The sequence below is a fragment of the Sphingobium sp. B2D3A genome (assembly GCF_025961795.1).
Classification (GTDB): Bacteria; Pseudomonadota; Alphaproteobacteria; order Sphingomonadales; family Sphingomonadaceae; genus Sphingobium.
Genome location: NZ_JAOQOI010000001.1, coordinates 3,390,081 through 3,407,907, shown reverse-complemented (window position 1 = coordinate 3,407,907; position 17,827 = coordinate 3,390,081). Strand labels below are relative to the sequence as shown.

Here is a 17,827-nt window from a genome sequence, read left to right as displayed (position 1 = left end):
GGTGGCAAAAGCCTGATTGACGCTCACCCCATATCATGATGGCGGGCCCAGTCATCGTCGATCCCGCTTTGTTCTTCCGCCCCATTGCCGCCGGCGGCCACAATCGCCATATTCCCCCTATGGCGATCCAAATCCGCACAAATCTGGCTGAACCCCAGACCGACCAGTCCTTCGTTCCCCACCGTCCGGCACGGCCGGAAAAGGCGGAGGGAGGCAGGCGTTTCAAGCTGGTGAGCGATTATCAGCCGGCCGGCGATCAGCCCACGGCCATTGCCGAGCTGGTCGAGGCGGCCGAGGCTGGCGAGAAGGATCAGGTGCTGCTCGGCGTCACCGGGTCGGGCAAGACCTTCACCATGGCGAAGGTAATCGAGGCGGTGCAGCGCCCCGCGCTGGTGCTGGCGCCCAACAAGATCCTCGCCGCGCAGCTCTATGGGGAATTCAAGAGCTTCTTCCCTGACAATGCGGTAGAATATTTCGTCAGCTATTATGATTATTACCAGCCCGAGGCCTATGTGCCTCGCTCTGATACGTACATCGAGAAAGAGTCGAGCGTGAACGAGGGGATCGACCGGATGCGCCACTCGGCGACCCGGTCGCTGCTGGAGCGCGATGACGTGATCATCGTTGCGTCCGTCTCGTGCATTTACGGCATCGGTTCGGTCGAAACCTATTCGGCGATGACCTTCAGCCTCAAAAAGGGCGAGAGCGCCGATCAGCGCGAGATCATCCGCAAGCTCGTGGCGCTGCAATATAAGCGCAACGATGCCGCCTTCGCGCGCGGCAACTTCCGCGTTCGGGGCGACAATCTGGAGATTTTCCCGAGCCACTATGAGGATAATGCCTGGCGGATCAGCTTCTTCGGGGACGAGATCGAGGAGATTGTCGAGTTCGATCCACTGACCGGCAAGAAGGCGGCGAGCCTCGATTACGTCAAGGTCTTCCCCAATTCGCACCACGTCACCCCCGGCCCGACGCTCAAGCAGGCGATGGAGGCGATCCGCCACGAACTGACCGAGCGGCTGAAGGAGCTGGTCGAGGAGGGCAAGTTACTGGAGGCGCAGCGGCTGGAGCAGCGCACCAATTTCGATCTGGAAATGATCGCAGCCACGGGCTCCTGCGCCGGCATCGAGAATTATTCCCGCTTTCTCACCGGCCGCCTGCCGGGTGAGCCGCCGCCGACTCTGTTTGAGTATCTGCCGGAAAACGCGATCCTTTTCGTGGATGAGAGCCATCAGACCGTGCCGCAGATCGGCGCGATGGCGCGGGGCGATCATCGCCGCAAGGTGACGCTCGCCGAATATGGCTTCCGCCTGCCAAGCTGCATCGACAACCGCCCGTTGCGCTTCAATGAATGGGACGCGATGCGCCCGCAGACGGTCAGCGTCTCCGCCACGCCCGGCAACTGGGAGATGGAGCAGACCGGCGGCACTTTCTCCGAGCAGGTCATCCGCCCGACCGGCCTCATCGATCCGCCGGTGGAGATCAAGCCGGTCGAGGATCAGGTGGACGACCTCATCCATGAAGCCAAGTTGACCGCGCAAAAGGGCTACCGCACCCTGGTGACCACGCTCACCAAGCGCATGGCCGAAGATCTGACCGAGTTCATGCATGAGGCAGGCCTCAAGGTCCGCTACATGCACAGCGATGTCGAGACGCTGGAGCGCATCGAGCTGATCCGCGACTTGCGCCTGGGCGTCTATGACGTGCTCGTGGGCATCAACCTGCTGCGCGAGGGTCTGGATATCCCCGAATGCGGGCTCGTTGCCATTCTTGATGCCGACAAGGAAGGCTTTCTGCGCTCGGAAACCAGCCTCATCCAGACCATCGGCCGCGCCGCGCGCAACATCGATGGCCGCGTGATCCTCTATGCCGACCGCATGACAGGCTCGATGGAGCGCGCGCTCAACGAAACGAACCGTCGCCGCGAGAAGCAGGTCGCCTATAATCTGGAACATGGCATCACGCCGGAAAGCGTGAAGAAGCAGATCGGCGACATCATCGCCCATGTCGCCAGCAAGGATCAGGTGACCGTCGACACCGGCCTCGACGATGCGCCGCACATGGTGGGCCATAATCTGCGCGCCTATATCGAGGATCTCGAAAAGAAGATGCGCACCGCTGCTGCCGACCTCGAGTTCGAGGAAGCCGGCCGCCTGCGCGACCAGATCCGCAAGCTGGAAGCCGAGGAACTGGGGCTCCCTGTCGATCAGCAGGTCACCGCCAATGCGGGCCGCTATCTCGGCCGCGCCACCGAGGGCAAACCCGGCACGCGCAAGATGCGCTACGGCAAGACGCAGCGGAAAATGGGGCGTTAAACGGCAAAAATCTGGATTGCTAACGTCGGTAAACTATCATAGTATGCTCCCGTAGAGAGAAGGCTATGGCATGCAGATCGAAATCGACTTTGACGTTTTCAAAGCACTCACCGCCCTTCGACATAACGAGGCGGACGGGTATAATGACGTTTTGCGTCGGTTATTGAAGCTTCCTAATCGTGAAAATGCCGTCACCAATGCGTTGCTTGCCGGCATGAGTGAAGCAGAGGTGGATGCCCTAATGCGGCGTCCTGCTGGAGGAAATGTGCTCGCGCCGTATATGAACGGTGCTTGGTTTAATGGCGTTCTTTTTCCCAACGGAACGAAGCTTAAGGCGGATTACAAGGGGCGAACTTACTTCGCGGAAATCCAGAATGGGCAGTGGCTGGATTCTAACGGGATTGTCCGTACCAGTCCTTCAGATGCAGCAGGCGCGATAACCGGGAACAACGTTAATGGTTGGCGTTTTTGGCATGCAAAAGGCCCCGCGGATGCAAATTGGCGTCGGCTGGATGAGTTTCAATGATCCGGTCGTTTACCGATGGGGAGTCTGAAAGAGTCTTCCTCGGCCAGCGCAGTCGCAAGCTGCCGCCGGATATCCAGCAGACGGCGCGCCGCAAACTTCGTCAGATCAATCGCATCACAAATCTGTATGATCTCCGCATTCCTGCGGGAAATCGCTTCGAGCAGTTGAAAGGCTTCACACCTTCACGATATAGTCTGCGGATCAACGACCAATGGCGGATCACGTTCAACTGGTCGGATGGAGGCGCAGAGAATGTCCGGATCGAGGACTATCACAGAGGATGACGGCCTGCTGGACAATGTCCATCCGGGCTCGATCCTGCGCGAGGATTTTCTGGTCGGTAGCGAGATCTCACTTGATGAAGTCGTGACAGGCGCGGGGGTCGAGAAGCGGCGCCTGTCAGACGTTCTCGCTGAGGTTTATCCCGTTGACGCGAATATGGACCTGCGGCTGGCTCGTTATTTTGGTGTGAGCGAAGGGTTTTTCCTGGGTCTTCAGATTGATTACGACTTGGAAGAAGAGCGCCGCGTGCATGGGCGTGAACTGGCGAAAATCGTTCCGCGGGCTGCCTGATCCGCCAAGCTGGATCGGTAAGTGTTGCGTCTGCCCAAACCGTTTATTTTCAGGACTTGGTTAGGCGACCTCATGGTGAGAATGGCGGTCGCTGCCTCTCATTGTTATGTTCTTAATTTCGTTTGACAGCAAGTAGACGAAGTCTACAAGCCGGCACCGCTGCGACACTCGGATTTCTTGCAGGCGCATCCGCCAAGCATCGCTTTTGCTCAGCGTTCATTCATGCTGCTGTCCTGTAAGGTCTTCAGCTTAGAAAGCGAAGTGAACACAGGGTGTTGCGGCTGCGAGAAGGTGGGTATAATCCCGCTTGTCGATAGTGACTTATTCATGTAATACAGTTCGAGCTAAGGGGCGCCTAGGCGGCGAAACTCATGAACTATGAAGCGAACATGAAATACGGCGTGTCCAGTGCGGACCCGGAAGAGGCCGAGAGTCGGCAGAAGCGGCGGCGCCTGCTGCTGGTTGTTGGCGCGCTCGTCGCGTTGGCGGTCATCGCGATGCTGGCCTATCGATTCTTCGGCGGTTCGGGCGATCAGGGCGAGCAGGTCAGCCAGGTGGCAATCGTCACCGTCGCTGTGCCCGCGCAGGAAGCCGTGACGCGCACCGCCAATGCCACCGGCTCACTCGCAGCGCGGGTGGATATGCCCGTCGGCGTGGTCGGCGAGGGTGGCCGCGTGGTCGCCGTTCATGTTCAGCCGGGCGACTGGGTCGGCGCGAATCAGATTCTCGCGACCATCGAACGCTCGGTGCAGGCCCAGCAGATTTCCCAGCTCGAAGCGTCCGTGCAGGTCGCCCGAGCCGACGCCAAGCTGGCCCAGAACAATCTTGATCGCGCCAAGGCGCTGGTGAGCGACGGATTCGTGTCCCGCGCCGACATCGACCAGAAGACCGCGACGCGCGATGCTGCCGTGGCCCGGGTCAATGTGGCGGTGGCGCAGCTCAACCAGATGCGCGCGCAGGTCGGGCGGCTGGATATTCGCGCGCCGGCCGCAGGGCTGGTGCTCACGCGTTCGGTCGAGCCGGGTCAGGTCGTCTCCGGCGGCAGTGCCGTGCTGTTTCGCATCGCGCGCGCGGGCGAAATGGAAATGAAGGCGCTGCTCTCCGAAGACGAGCTGGCCTTGCTGTCCGAAGGCGCCGTGGCACGCGTGACGCCTGTCGGCATGACGCAGAGCTTCGAGGGCCGCGTGTGGCAGATCGCGCCGGTGATCGACCAGACGTCGCGCCAGGGCATCGTCCGCATCGCCGTGCCTTATAATGCCGCGCTGCGTCCGGGTGGTTTCGCTAATGCGGAAATTGCCATGGAGCGCGTGTCGGCAGCAGTCCTGCCGGAGTCCGCGATCCAGAGCGACCCTAAGGGCAGCTATGTCTACGTCGTCGGCAAGGATAACAAGGTCGAGCGCCGGTCGGTGAAGACGGGTGCGGTGACGACGCGGGGCATCGCCGTGGTGCAGGGGCTCAATGGCTCAGAGCGCGTCGTGCTCTATGCCGGCGGCTTCCTCAGCCCGGGCGAGACGGTCAAGCCCCGGCTCGCGAAGAGTGCAACGGACGGAAGGGCTGGCGGCTGACCGGCGACGCCTGACAGGGCGACGTCTAACGGGCGACGTCTAACAGGGCGCCGCTGCTTGTGGCGGCCGTCACACGCTAGATTGGCAGGACAGACGAGATGAGTCTTCGCAACATATCGGCCTGGAGCATCCGCAATCCGGTGCCGCCGATCGTGCTCTTCATCGGCCTGCTGCTGGCGGGCATCATTGCGTTCAGCCGCATGGCCGTCGTGGATAATCCGGACATCGATTTTCCGGCCGTCAACGTCACGATCAGCCAGCCGGGCGCCGCGCCGACGGAAATCGAGACCCAGATCACCCAGCGCGTCGAGGCGGCGGTGCGGTCGATCAATGGCGTCGATGAAATCCAGTCGACGGCCAGCGAAGGATCGAGCCAGACCTTCGTCCAGTTCCAGATTGGCGTCGATTCCAACGTCGCTACCCAGGAAGTGAAGAACGCGGTCGATCAGATCCGCAGCGACCTTCCCGATGGCATTCTCGAGCCCTTCGTCCAGAAGGTCGAAGTGGGCGGCGCCGAGATCGCGTTTTTCTCGGTCCAGGCCTCGGACATGACGATCGAACAGCTGAGCTGGTTCGTCGACGATACGGTGGCCAAGCGCCTGCTCGGCATCGAAGGCATGGCGCGCGTCGGGCGCGGAGGCGGCGTCGATCGCGAAATTCGCGTGACGCTGGATCCGGCCAAGATGCAGTCGCTCGGCGTTACGGCGTCGCAGGTCAACCAGGCGCTGCGTCAGGTGAACGTCAACGCGGCGGGCGGCCAGGCGGAGATCGCCGGCTCGCGCCAGTCGGTGCGCGTGCTGGGCAATGCGCAGGATGCCTACAGCCTCGGCCAGACCCAGATATCGCTGGGCAACGGCCGCACGATCCTGCTGGCGGACATTGCCAGCGTGACCGATGGCTATGGCGAGCAAAAGCGCCTGGCGAAGGTCGGCGGCAAGCAGGTCGTCAACTTCTCCATCGAGCGCGCCAAGGGCGCATCGGACGTCAGCGTCTTCGATGAAACGCTCAAGGTGTTGAAGCAGCTTGAGACGGAAAATCCCGGCATTCGTTTCTACCAGCGCTTCAACAGCGTGAACTATACCAAGAGCCAGTATAGCAGCTCGATGCACGCCCTGATTGAGGGTGCGGTGCTCGCCGTCATCGTGGTGTTCATCTTCCTGCGCGACTGGCGGGCGACGGTGATCAGCGCCATCGCCATTCCGCTCTCGGCGATCCCGACCTTCTATTTCATGGATTTGATGGGGTTCAACCTGAACTCCCTTTCCCTGCTCGCGCTCGGTCTGGTGGCCGGCGTGCTGGTCGACGATGCGATCGTGGAGATCGAGAACATCGTGCGGCACATGCGCATGGGCAAGACGGCTTATCAGGCCTCCATCGACGCGGCGGACGAGATCGGCCTCGCGGTGGTGGCCACCACTATGTCCATCGTCGCGGTGTTCTTTCCAGTCGCCTTGATGCCCGGCATCACCGGTCAGTTCTTCAAGAATTTCGGCTTCACGGTCGTCATCGCCGTGCTGATCAGCCTTGCTGTCGCGCGCATGATCACGCCGCTAGTCGCTGCTTACTTCCTCGAACATCATGGCGAGGAGAAGCATGGCGAAGGCTGGCTGATGGACCGCTATATGAGCCTGCTTGGCTGGGCGCTCGATGATCGCAAGGCCAAGGCTTATGCCCGTGGCGGTGGGCTGGGGCGGCGGATTCGCGCGCGCTTCCTCGATCATCGCGTCTGGATGATGGGCTTTGGTCTGGCGGCCTTCGCCTTGACCGTCATCCTCCTCGTCTCGATGCCCAAGCAGTTTGAGCCCAATGCCGATCAGGATTTCAGCCGGATCAACATCGAGGCAGTGCCTGGCACGACGCTCCGGCAGAGCGAGGCCATTGCCGATCAGGTGACCGAGCTGCTGAATAAGCAGCCGGAAGTCGATACCGCCATGGCGAACGTCGGCGAAGGCAATGCCCGCATCTTCATCACGCTCAAGAAGGACCGCAAGCGGACCAGCATCGAGTTCGAGCGCGAACTGGCGCCGCGTCTCGCGGAAATAGCGGACGCGCGCGTCTCGTTCGCGTCCCAGCAGGGCGGGTTCGGCACGGGACGCGACATTTCTGTGATGCTCTCCGGCTCTGACCCGGCGCTTCTGGAAGAGACGGCGACGAAGGTTGCCGAAGAGATGAAGAGCCTGCCGGGTGTGGTGGCGCCGCGCGTCAATGCCGACATGCAGCGGCCGGAGCTCATCATCCGTCCGCGGCTCGATCTGGCTGCGCAGCTTGGCGTTACGACCTCGGCGCTCAGCCAGACGATCCGCATCGCAACGCTAGGCGATATCGACCAGAACAGCGCAAAGTTCTCGCTGTCGGATCGCCAGGTGCCCATCCGGGTCATGCTGCCGGAATCGGCGCGGCGCGACCTCTCGAACATCGAGAACCTGCCTGTCCCCACGGCGGGCGGCGGCACCGTGCCGCTCAGCCGCGTCGCCGAGATCAGCTTCGGCTCCGGGCCGACCTCCATTCAGCGTTATGCCCAGCAGCGCCGCATCTTCGTCGGTGCGGATCTGGCGCAGGGCGCGGTCAAGGGTCCTGTCATGGAGGCGATCAACAAGCTGCCGACCATGCGCAACCTGCCGCAGGGCGTGAGCAATCAGGCTGTCGGCAGCGATCGCTGGCAGGAGGAGTTGATCCAGAACTTCGTCATTGCCGTGACCTCTGGCGTGCTGCTGGTCTTCGCGGTGCTGGTGCTGCTCTACAAGCGCTTCATCTCGCCGCTGGTGAACATGTGCTCGCTGGCGCTGGCGCCGCTGGGTGGCCTGCTGCTGATGCTGGTGATGAACGAGCCGCTTTCGCTGCCGGTCTATATCGGCCTGCTCATGCTGCTTGGCATTGTCGGCAAGAACTCGATCCTGCTGATCGACTTCGCGCTGGAGGAGATGGACAAGGGCGTGCCCAAGTTCGAGGCGATCATGGAAGCCGGCCACAAGCGCGCCCAGCCGATCGTGATGACGACGGTCGCCATGACCGCCGGCATGGTGCCGACCGCGCTCTCGCTCACCGGTGATGGCGCCTGGCGCTCGCCGATGGGCATCACCGTGATTGGCGGCCTGATCCTCTCGACGCTGCTCACCCTCGCGATCGTGCCTGCTGCGTTCAGCCTCGCCGATGGCGTCGAGAAGCGGATCGGCCCGTGGCTGCGCCGCCGGGTGCTGACCTATGACGGCAAGGGCGAGGCCGCTCAGCCAGCCGAATAAGCAGGGGTTTCTGGAACTCTTGTCGCTGGCGGGACTTCTTCCGGCAGCGGCTTGGTTCGCGTGCGGGGATGGACCTGTTGCGCGATGCCTTGCCGGATGACCCAGGGGCAGCACTCGGCTAGAGACGTCGCATGATCAAGGTTCCCGTCCATAGCGGCGTGCGGCAGATGCGCATCATTGCAACCGGGTTGCTGGTCGTGATGGCGATTACCTATGTGTCGGCGCGTCGGTTCGAGGACCTGCATCCGGCTTTGGGCTTCGTCCGGGCGTTCGCCGAGGCGGCCATGGTCGGCGGATTGGCCGACTGGTTCGCGGTTACTGCGCTGTTCCGTCATCCGCTGGGCTTGCCGATCCCGCACACCGCGATCATCCCTCGCAACAAGGACCGCATCGGCGATACGCTGGCGGTCTTTCTGCGCGACAATTTCCTCACGCCCGCCGTCGTCGCTCGCCGCATGGGCCGGCTGGATGTCGCCGGCGCGGCCGGGCGCGTGCTGGCGGCGCCGGCCGCCGGCGATGGACGGCTACGCCGTGGCGCCTCACGATTGCTGGCCGATTCTCTGGAAGCGTTGGACGACGAGCGGCTAGGCGGGATGCTCAAGGGCGTGCTGGTCCAGCGCATCGGCCAACTCAATGCCGCGCCGCTGCTGGGCCAGTTGCTCGCCGCGGCCATGAAGGACGGGCGCCACCAGCCGGTGCTCGATGCGCTGATCCGCTGGGGCGCGCGGACGCTGGAAGCCAATCGCGAGCTCATCCGCCAGATCGTGCATGAGCGCTCGGGCAAGATCATGCGCTTCACCGGGCTCGATGAGACGCTGGCCAACAAGATCATCGACGGGCTGGACAGGCTGCTGCAGGAGGCCGCGGACGACCCGGAGCACCGGCTGCGCTCCAAGGTGGAGGAGGGGCTGGCGACCCTTGCGGACGATCTCCAGACTGACCCCAAGATGCAGGCGCGTGTCGACCGCATCCGCGACGAGATGATCGCCAACCCGGCCATGCAGCGCTGGCTGGATGGCATCTGGCAGGCCGCGCGGGAGGCCATGCTGCGCGCCGCGCGTGATCCGCAGGCAGCGCTTGCCGGGCGGATGGGCGAGGTGGTGCGCCAGCTTGGCGAAACGCTCCGCGACGATCCCGCGCTCAAGCATGTGGTCAATCGCTTCGCCCGGCGCGTCGCGGTCGGCACGGCGGCGCGCTATGGCGACAGCATCGTCCTGCTGGTCTCCGAAACCGTGCGCAGTTGGGATGCGCGAACGATCACCGGGCGGCTGGAAAATGCGGTCGGGCGCGATCTGCAATATATCCGTATCAACGGCACCCTTGTCGGCGGGTTGGTCGGTCTCACGCTGCACAGCCTGAGCTATCTGTTCTAGAAAATCCGCTCCTGCCTGCGCGCCGTGAGGTTTTATCCGTTCGCGGGTGACAAATGCGGCGGAGGGGATTAGGAGCGCGGCCGTGTTGCATATGCGCCGCCTTGTTCATTCGCACCGCTGCTGGGCTGCCACGCTGCTCGGCCTCGCGTTGCTGTTCAAGGCGCTGATGCCGGCGGGCTTCATGCCGGTCGTCAGCGGTAAGACGCTCACCGTCGAGCTATGCTCGTCCGGCGGGGCGGGGCCGATCACGCTGCACATTCCCGTCGAGGGCAAGGACAAGACGCCGCAGACCCAATCGGATCAGACCTGCGCTTTCGGTGGACTGACGGCTCAGGCGCTTGCCGCAACCGATCCGGTCGTGCTCGAAGCCGCGCTGGCGTTCATCTTCGCGACGGCCCTGCTGCAGCCCGATCTGCGGCTGCCCCGGCACGAGACCTATCTCCGACCCCCCCTACGCGGCCCTCCGGCCTACGCCTGACAATCTGAGCTGATTTGTCGGTCCTGCCGGCGCGTCGTCACGCGTGGGCATGTCGGAGTGTTTCTCAATGCAAATTCCTATCGTGATCGCGGCGGGTTTCGCCGCAGCTTTGGTGGCACCTGCCACCGCGCAGGGCGTCAAGAAGGACGGCCTCACCATCGATCGACCCTGGGCGCGGGAAACCGCGCGTGGGCAGTCTGCGGGTGGCGGTTTCCTCACCATCACCAACAGCGCCCGTGCGGATGAGCGGCTCATCGGAGGCAGTACCCCCGTGGCCACCCGCGTCGAAGTCCACAGCATGAGCATGGAGGGCGGTGTCATGCGGATGCGGCCGCTCAAGCATGGCCTGCCGATCCCGGCCGGCGGCTCGGTGACGCTCAAGCCGGGCAGTTTCCACATCATGTTCATGGGCCTCAAGCGCCCGCTGGTGCGCGGCGAGACCATTCCCGTCACGCTCGACTTCGCCCGCGCCGGCAAGGTGCAGGTCTCGTTCGCCGTCGAGGCCGTCACTTATGGAGGCAGCCATGGCGGACACTGATCCGCGCCGGCTGGCTCGCATTCGCTTGTGGCTCTGGCTGCTGGTGGCGCTCGCTGCCCTTGGCCTTGGTATTCTGCTGGCCCTGCGGTTCGTCACCCAAGGTCCGCCGCAAGTGATTGCGGGCGCGCCGGCCGATGTCGGCCAGCATTTCTCGCTGGTCGACAGGGATGGAAAGCCGGTCACCGCGCAGACGCTCAAGGGCACGCCCTATGCGATCTTCTTCGGCTTCACCCGCTGCCCGGATATTTGCCCGACGACCCTCAGCCGCATGGCGCATCTGCGCAAGGCGATGGGCAAGGATGGGGACAAGTTCCGCATCGTCTTCGTCTCGGTGGATAGCGGCCATGACAAGCCGGCCGATGTGGGTGCTTATGTCGATCTGTTCGGCACGCCCATTCTCGGCCTGACCGGTTCGCCAACCCAGATTGCCGACGCCGCCAGGTCCTTCCGGGTCTTCTACCAGAAGATCCCGCTCGAGGGCGGCGATTACACCATCGATCACAGCGCCTTCGTCATCCTCATGGATCGCGACGGGCGCCTGCAATCCCTGCTGAGCGATCAGGATAGTGAAGATGCGGCCCTCGCCGAACTTCGCCGCCTGATCGCCTGACCCACAATATTTCAGACCCCGAACGGGGGGGAGACATCATCATGAAAACGTCCTTTATCGCTCTCGCAACCATGCTCGCCATGGCCACGCCCGCCTTTGCTGAGGAGGCTGCCGATGCCGCCGCCGATGGCGAGCGCACCATCATCGTCGTGGGCCAGTCCCAGACCCAGGAAGCCGAGCGGCTCGCCCGCGCCACGCCGGGCGGCACCGATGTCGTCCGGCACGAGGATTATGCCGACAAGACCATCGTCTCACTGCGCGATACGCTCGCCTTTTCACCCGGCGTCTACACCCAGCCGCGCTATGGGCAGGAGGTTCGCCTCTCCATCCGCGGCTCGGGCCTCTCTCGCGGCTTCCACATGCGGGGCATCACGCTGCTGCAGGATGGCGCGCCGATCAATCTCGCCGATGACAATGGCGATTTTCAGGAACTGGACCCGATCTTCTTCGAGCGGCTGGAGGTCTATCGTGGCGCCAACGCCCTGCGCTTCGGCTCGGGCACGCTGGGCGGCGCGATAAATGGCGTGACGCCGACGGGCAAGGATGCGCCCGGCCTGTATCTACGTGCCGATGCCGGCAGCTTCGAGACAGTCCGGGGCCTCGCGGCCTATGGCGGAACCAGTGGCCCCGCCGACTACTGGGTCGGCGTGAGCGCCGATACCTCGGATGGCGACCGCCAGCACGCCCATCGCGAGAGCATGCGCGTCCATGGCAATGTCGGCCTTGCCCTGTCCGATGTTGTGACCACGCGCTTCTATGCGAGCCTGAACCGCATTCGGCAGGAACTGCCCGGCGCGCTTACCGCTACGGATGTTCTGAATAATCCGGAAAAAGGCAATTTCAGCGGCGATCAGGGGCGGGATATCGACTCGATCCGCCTGCAGAACCGCACCCGCTTCGATTGGGGCCAGACCCGGCTCGATGTCGGGGCCTTCCTCAACATGAAGGATCTGTTCCACCCCATCTTTGAAGTGATCGATCAGAAATCGACCGACCGGGGCGTCTTCGCCCGGCTGGATCATGATGCGGGCATTCTCTCCTTCACGCTGGGCGGCGAGGTCCGCCATGGCGAAACGCGGGCGCGCCAGTATCGGAATGTGAATGGCCAACGCGGGGCGCTGACCTTCGATGCCGATCAGACCGCGCGCACCGCCAATGTCTATGGCGAGGCCCGCCTCCAGCCGGTGCCGGGCGTTACGCTGATTGCCGGCGGCATTTATGCCGATGGCTTCCGCAAGCGCACGGTGCTGCTCTCCACGGGGCAGAGCGGGCGGTTGGCGTTCAATGAATTCTCGCCCAAGTTCGGCGTGCTCATCGAGCCGACGCCGGACATCCAGCTCTTCGCCAACTACAGCCGCTCGGCGGAATTCCCGGGCTTTGGCGAGGTCTTCCAGAGCGTCGGCACGCCGCCGGTCAACACGCTCATTGCGGCCATCGCTCCACAGACGGCCTGGACGGCGGAAATCGGCACCCGCGGGCAGGCGGGCATGGTGAGCTGGGATATCACCGCCTACCGTGCCACCCTGCGCGATGAGCTGCTGCAATATTCCCCCAATGGCACCACCGTTCCGGCCGCCACCTTCAACGCGGATCGCACGCGGCACAGTGGCATCGAGGCCGCCGTCAGCCTCGCGCCGACCCCCTGGCTGCGCCTGCGCCAGATCTGGCAATATTCGGACTTCCACTTCGTCAACGATGCGGTTTTCCAGAACAACCGCCTGCCGGTCGTGCCGCTGAATGTGCTGCGCAGCGAAGTACGGATCGGGACGCCGGCGCTCAACGTCGCGCCCAATCTCGAATGGGTGCCGCAGGGGGCGTTTGCCGATTACGCCAACAGCACGCGCACGCCCGGCTATGCGCTGCTTGGCCTGACAGCAGGCGCGACGCTGACCAGCGGGATCGACCTGTTCCTCGACGTACGGAACATCACCGACAAGAAGGCCATCGGCGACATTTCCGCCGTAATCACCGCTAATGCAGCCTCCGCAATCTATTACCCGGTCGAGCGGCGCGCGGTTTACGGCGGCCTTCGCGCCCGCTTCTAACCCTCAATGAGGGCGCCGGCGGCGGAGGGACTGCTCCGCCGCCGGCGCATGATTGGTTCGGTTCAGCCTGTCTTGCATGTCCTTCGGGCTCGGAACGCCTGCCGGTGCGTTGTCCGGAATATCCCCAAACGCAAGGAAAGGCAGAGACCCCATGAGTCTGGAAGGAAAATCCATCGCGATCCTCATCGCGCCGCGCGGCACGGAAGAGCCCGAGTTCGTCCAACCCCGCGATGCCGTGACCAAGGCGGGCGCCACCGTCACCGTGATCGGCATCGAGACGGGTGAAGCCAAGACCAACAATAATGATCTCGACCCCGGCGGCACCTACACCGTGGATCGCGCGGTTGCCGATGTGTCCGTCGATGACTTCGACGGCCTGATCATCCCCGGCGGCAGCGTCGGCGCGGACAAGCTGCGCGGCGATGACGATGTCGTCGATCTGGTTCGCGCCTTCGCCGAGGCTGGCAAACCCATCGGCGTGATTTGCCACGGTCCGTGGCTGCTGGTCGAGGCCGATGTGGTCGAGGGGCGCACGCTCACTTCGTACCCCACAGTCAGAACCGATATCGAGAACGCCGGCGGTGATTGGGTGGATGAGGAAGTGGTCGTCGACAATGGCCTCGTCACCAGCCGCACACCGGATGATCTGGATGCCTTCTGTGCCAAGATCATCGAGGAATTTGCTGAAGGTCGTCATGTCGATGCGGCCTGACCTGCATGTCTGACGGCTTGCTGACAGCCTTACAATATTATGGCGCGGCCGCGGCGACGCTGGCCGCGCTCATCGTGTCGCTCAATCTCGGCCGGCTGTGGACGGGCTGGGCGATGGTGATTTTCGTCACCAGTTCCATGGCGCTGATCGGCTGGGGTTTCCTCCAGCCGGAGAGCGAAGGCATCGGCGTGCAGAACATCGTGCTGCTCGTCATCAATCTCGTCGGGGTGTGGCGTTACCTGCTGCGGCCCGGCCGGCGCCGGGCGGAAGGCTAGCCCAAACCGCCCGGCACCGCACGGCTCACGGCCCGATGTCACCGCGGTCGCCCCGCACCCGCCGTTCCGACCCTGAGCCGAAGCCCAGCGCGGCGGCGACGGGGTTGTTCCACCCATAAGGATCGTCACGCACGACCGGATCGCCGGCATCGTCGAAGATCACGGTCTGGTAGAGCAGCCGCACCGGGATTTCGCGGGGCAGGGGGACAAAGCTCTCCTTGCCGGTCCCGCGTGCCTTCTGCCATTCTGCCGTCACGCCTTCGTCTCGCGCGATCATGTCGGCAAAGCTAAGCGCGTCCTGCACGCGCACGCAGCCATGGCTGCGCTGGCGCTGCACGTCATTGAACAGCTGCTTGGCGGGCGTGTCGTGCAGATAGATGGCATGATCATTCTTCATGTCGAACTTGACCAGTCCGAGCGAGTTCTTCGGCCCGGGCTGCTGGACGATCCAGCCGTCCTTCCGCGCCATGTTGTTGCGGCGGAGATAGTCTGCGCCCTTGCCGGCCAGTTCCTTCTCTTCGATAGAGCGGGGCACGGTCCAGGTCGGGTTGGCGACGAGGCGATAGATGGGCGATCCGAGCATCGGCGTTTCCCTGTCCGGTTCGCCCACGATCACGCGGCGCACATCGGCCAGCTTGCCGTCGCGCCAGTAGCTCTGCCGGGCCTCCGCGATGTTCACATCGATGCGCGTCGCCGGCGGTGTGCGCTCGAGCCAGCGCATGCGTTCCATGTTCACCGCGAGGGCGCGGGCGCGGTCAGCGTCGGACAGGTTGATGATCTTCAGCGCATCGTCGCCGATCACCCCGTCGGCCGTGATCCCATAGTCCGCCTGCATAGCCCGCACGGCGGCGGCGATTGCCGGGGTGTAGCGCGTGTCCGCGCTGGCATTCGCCTTGTCGAGATAACCCGTCGCCACGAGCTGCCGGGCTATGGCCGGGATGCGGGCGTCGCTCTCACCCGGCTTGAGCGGCGCGCTGGTTGCCGGAATTTCGGTACTGGCGCCATTGCCCTGCTTGCGCAGCGCCAGATAGGTCTCGGACAGCTTGCGATAGCTTGCATCCTGCGGCGCGAGGCTGGCCAGCCACGCGCCGACCTTGCCCTCCCGCAACGCCTGCGCAAGCCCGGCGCGAAGGTCGGGCGAGGGGCGGGGGACGGTGTAAATCTCATACAGCTTGGTCGGGTCGGTCGCGCCCCGCGCCAGCGCCTGCGCATAAGCGAGCGCGGCCTTGGTGAGCGCCGCATTGCCGGCCTTTTCACCCGAGCCGGCGAGGCCGAAATCCTTCTGGTCCAGTCCATGCGCGGCGCGCTGGGAAAGCGCTTCGTTTAGTTGATCGGTCGCCGCGTCGCTCCACTGCATGTCTTCCAGCGCGACGCCGGCCTGATCCTGATTGTCCTTTGTTTTATCGCAACCTGAAAGAAGCAGCGCGACCGCCAGCAACGATGATCCAAAAATTCCAGTGCGCACATATGTCTCCCGACTGCTTGGTAGGGAAACGCGAGGCGCGGGATAACGCTCCCGTTACGGGCGGTTTCAGGCGCGAAATTCCGTGGGCTCGCCCGGCTCAGGCGTCGATGACGTCCTCATCGACCTGCGCGGCATTCTCCTGAATGAACGCGAAGCGATGCGCGGGATTGGTACCCATCAGCCGGTCCACTAGATCCTTCACGCCCGCGCGTTCCTCATATTCCTGCGGCAGGGTGATGCGGATCATCTTGCGCTTCTTAGGGTCCATGGTGGTCTCGCGCAGCTGCATGGGATTCATCTCGCCCAGGCCCTTGAAGCGGCTGACCTCCAGCTTCTTGCCCTTGAGTTCGCCACTGCGCAATTTGGCGAGCGCGGCATCGTCCGCCGCATACCAGCTCTTGCCCCCCGCTACGAGGCGATAGAGCGGCGGCTGGGCGAGGTAGAGATGGCCGCGGCGCACCAGCTCGGGCATTTCCTGGAAGAAGAAGGTCATCAGCAGCGTCGCGATATGCGCGCCATCGACATCGGCGTCGGTCATGATGACGATGCGCTCATAGCGCAGATTGTCCGGGTTGCAGTCCTTGCGGGTGCCGCAACCGATGGCGAGGATCAGGTCTGCGATTTCCTGATTGGCGAGGATCTTGGCCGAGGTGGCCGAAGCGACGTTCAGGATTTTGCCGCGGATCGGCAGGATCGCCTGCGTCTTGCGGTCGCGCGCCTGCTTGGCACTGCCGCCGGCGCTGTCGCCTTCCACGATGAACAGTTCAGTGCCCTCGGGGTCATCTGACGAGCAGTCGGTCAGCTTGCCCGGCAGACGGACCTTGCGGCCGGAGGTCGCCGTCTTGCGCTTGATTTCCTTTTCCTGCTTGCGGCGCAGGCGCTCGTCCATCCGCTCCAGCACATGGCCGAGCAGCGCCTTGCCCCGGTCCATATTGTCGGTGAGGAAATGGTCGAAATGGTCGCGCATAGCCGCTTCCACCAGCCGCGCGGCTTCGGGACTGGTCAGCCGGTCCTTGGTCTGGCTCTGGAATTGCGGATCGCGAATGAACACGCTCAGCATCAGCTCGCAGCCGGACATGATGTCGTCCGTCTGGATGTCCTTCGCCTTCTTCTGGCCGACCAACTCGCCAAAGGCGCGGATGCCCTTGGTGACCGCGCCGCGCAGGCCGGTCTCGTGGGTGCCGCCGTCGGGTGTCGGGATGGTGTTGCAGTACCAGCTGGTGGAACCGTCGGACCAGAGCGGCCAGGCGATGGCCCATTCCACGCGCCCGACACCGTCCGGGAAATCCTGCGTGCCGCGGAAGAACTCCGCCGTCGCGCACTCGCGATTGCCCAGCTGCTCGCGCAGATGGTCGGAAAGGCCGCCGGGGAGCTGGAACACCGCCTCGGCGGGTGTGTCATCCGTGATGATAGCCGGATCGCATTTCCAGCGGATTTCCACACCGGCAAAGAGATAGGCCTTGGAGCGGGCGAGGCGGTGCAACCGGGAGGGCCTGAACTTCAGTTCCCCGAAAATCTCGCTATCCGGCGTAAAGCTGACGCTGGTGCCACGTCGATTGGGCGCCGCGCCCACCTTCTCCAGCGGACCCACAGGGTGCCCCTTGGAGAAGCGCTGGCGGAACAGTTCGCGATTGCGCGCCACCTCGATCTCGGTGTCGACGGACAGCGCGTTGACCACGCTGATGCCGACGCCATGCAGGCCGCCCGACGTCGCATAGGCCTTGTCCGAGAATTTGCCGCCCGAGTGCAGCGTGGTGAGGATGACCTCCAGCGCCGACTTGCCGGGAAATTTGGGGTGCGGGTCCACCGGGATGCCGCGGCCATTGTCGGTGATCGTCAGCCGATTGTCCGCCTCCAGCGTCACCTCGATGCGGGTGGCGTGGCCGGCGACCGCTTCGTCCATGGCATTGTCGAGCACTTCGGAGGCGAGATGGTGCAGCGCGCGCTCGTCCGTGCCGCCGATATACATGCCGGGGCGGCGACGCACCGGCTCCAGCCCCTCCAGCACCTCGATGGCGGAGGCGTCGTAGCTTTCGGTTGTGCGGGCGATGTTCTGGTCGAACAGGTTGTCGGACATGCGGGAACTATAGGGCCAGCGGAGTCACGGGCGCAA

At 63.8% G+C, this 17,827-nt stretch carries 15 protein-coding genes; 13 read left to right on the top strand and 2 right to left on the bottom strand.

What is annotated here, in order from left to right:
• Nucleotides 1–119: 119 nt before the first annotated feature.
• The 13 genes from uvrB (at nucleotide 120) to M2337_RS15805 (ending at nucleotide 14,249) form a co-directional block, all read left to right on the top strand.
• Nucleotides 120–2,315: an excinuclease ABC subunit UvrB gene (uvrB, locus tag M2337_RS15865; protein WP_264572290.1), complete on the top strand. Its 2,196-nt coding sequence runs from the start codon at nucleotides 120–122 to the stop codon at nucleotides 2,313–2,315.
• A gap of 70 nt (nucleotides 2,316–2,385) precedes the next feature.
• Nucleotides 2,386–2,841, top strand: coding sequence for a hypothetical protein (locus M2337_RS15860; RefSeq protein WP_264571018.1), 456 nt, complete (start codon nucleotides 2,386–2,388; stop codon nucleotides 2,839–2,841).
• Nucleotides 2,838–3,125, top strand: coding sequence for a type II toxin-antitoxin system RelE/ParE family toxin (locus M2337_RS15855; protein ID WP_264571017.1), 288 nt, complete (start codon nucleotides 2,838–2,840; stop codon nucleotides 3,123–3,125). The genes M2337_RS15860 and M2337_RS15855 overlap by 4 nt, the downstream gene beginning before the upstream one ends.
• The gene (locus tag M2337_RS15850) at nucleotides 3,094–3,414 is read left to right on the top strand and encodes a HigA family addiction module antitoxin (RefSeq protein ID WP_264571016.1); all 321 of its coding nucleotides are present in this window, start codon (nucleotides 3,094–3,096) and stop codon (nucleotides 3,412–3,414) included. The genes M2337_RS15855 and M2337_RS15850 overlap by 32 nt, the downstream gene beginning before the upstream one ends.
• 371 nt (nucleotides 3,415–3,785) lie before the next feature.
• Complete coding sequence (locus M2337_RS15845; protein WP_264571015.1) at nucleotides 3,786–4,979, top strand: efflux RND transporter periplasmic adaptor subunit; 1,194 nt, start codon at nucleotides 3,786–3,788, stop codon at nucleotides 4,977–4,979.
• Between the two features lie 98 nt (nucleotides 4,980–5,077).
• The gene (locus tag M2337_RS15840) at nucleotides 5,078–8,218 is read left to right on the top strand and encodes an efflux RND transporter permease subunit (protein WP_181560314.1); all 3,141 of its coding nucleotides are present in this window, start codon (nucleotides 5,078–5,080) and stop codon (nucleotides 8,216–8,218) included.
• Nucleotides 8,219–8,349: 131 nt separating this feature from the next.
• Nucleotides 8,350–9,591, top strand: a complete 1,242-nt coding sequence (locus M2337_RS15835) for a DUF445 domain-containing protein (RefSeq protein WP_264571014.1) — start codon at nucleotides 8,350–8,352, stop codon at nucleotides 9,589–9,591.
• Between the two features lie 91 nt (nucleotides 9,592–9,682).
• Nucleotides 9,683–10,069: a DUF2946 family protein gene (locus tag M2337_RS15830; RefSeq protein ID WP_413715979.1), complete on the top strand. Its 387-nt coding sequence runs from the start codon at nucleotides 9,683–9,685 to the stop codon at nucleotides 10,067–10,069.
• Between the two features lie 67 nt (nucleotides 10,070–10,136).
• Complete coding sequence (locus tag M2337_RS15825) at nucleotides 10,137–10,607, top strand: copper chaperone PCu(A)C (protein WP_264571012.1); 471 nt, start codon at nucleotides 10,137–10,139, stop codon at nucleotides 10,605–10,607.
• On the top strand, nucleotides 10,594–11,217 hold the full coding sequence (locus tag M2337_RS15820) for an SCO family protein (RefSeq protein ID WP_264571011.1): 624 nt from the start codon (nucleotides 10,594–10,596) through the stop codon (nucleotides 11,215–11,217). Before M2337_RS15825 ends, M2337_RS15820 begins: the two co-directional genes overlap by 14 nt.
• Nucleotides 11,218–11,258: 41 nt before the next feature.
• Complete coding sequence (locus tag M2337_RS15815) at nucleotides 11,259–13,262, top strand: TonB-dependent receptor family protein (RefSeq protein ID WP_264571010.1); 2,004 nt, start codon at nucleotides 11,259–11,261, stop codon at nucleotides 13,260–13,262.
• A gap of 151 nt (nucleotides 13,263–13,413) precedes the next feature.
• The gene (locus tag M2337_RS15810) at nucleotides 13,414–13,974 is read left to right on the top strand and encodes a type 1 glutamine amidotransferase domain-containing protein (protein ID WP_264571009.1); all 561 of its coding nucleotides are present in this window, start codon (nucleotides 13,414–13,416) and stop codon (nucleotides 13,972–13,974) included.
• Between the two features lie 5 nt (nucleotides 13,975–13,979).
• Complete coding sequence (locus M2337_RS15805) at nucleotides 13,980–14,249, top strand: hypothetical protein (RefSeq protein WP_181560308.1); 270 nt, start codon at nucleotides 13,980–13,982, stop codon at nucleotides 14,247–14,249.
• Between the two features lie 25 nt (nucleotides 14,250–14,274).
• Here M2337_RS15805 and M2337_RS15800 read toward each other — a convergent pair whose 3' ends face one another.
• Together M2337_RS15800 and parE are read right to left on the bottom strand one after the other, a co-directional pair.
• Nucleotides 14,275–15,714, bottom strand: coding sequence for a L,D-transpeptidase family protein (locus tag M2337_RS15800; RefSeq protein WP_264571008.1), 1,440 nt, complete (start codon nucleotides 15,712–15,714; stop codon nucleotides 14,275–14,277).
• A 97-nt stretch (nucleotides 15,715–15,811) separates the two neighbouring features.
• Nucleotides 15,812–17,791 (bottom strand): DNA topoisomerase IV subunit B, encoded by a 1,980-nt coding sequence (gene parE / locus M2337_RS15795; protein WP_264571007.1) that lies wholly within the window; start codon nucleotides 17,789–17,791, stop codon nucleotides 15,812–15,814.
• Nucleotides 17,792–17,827: the final 36 nt, after the last annotated feature.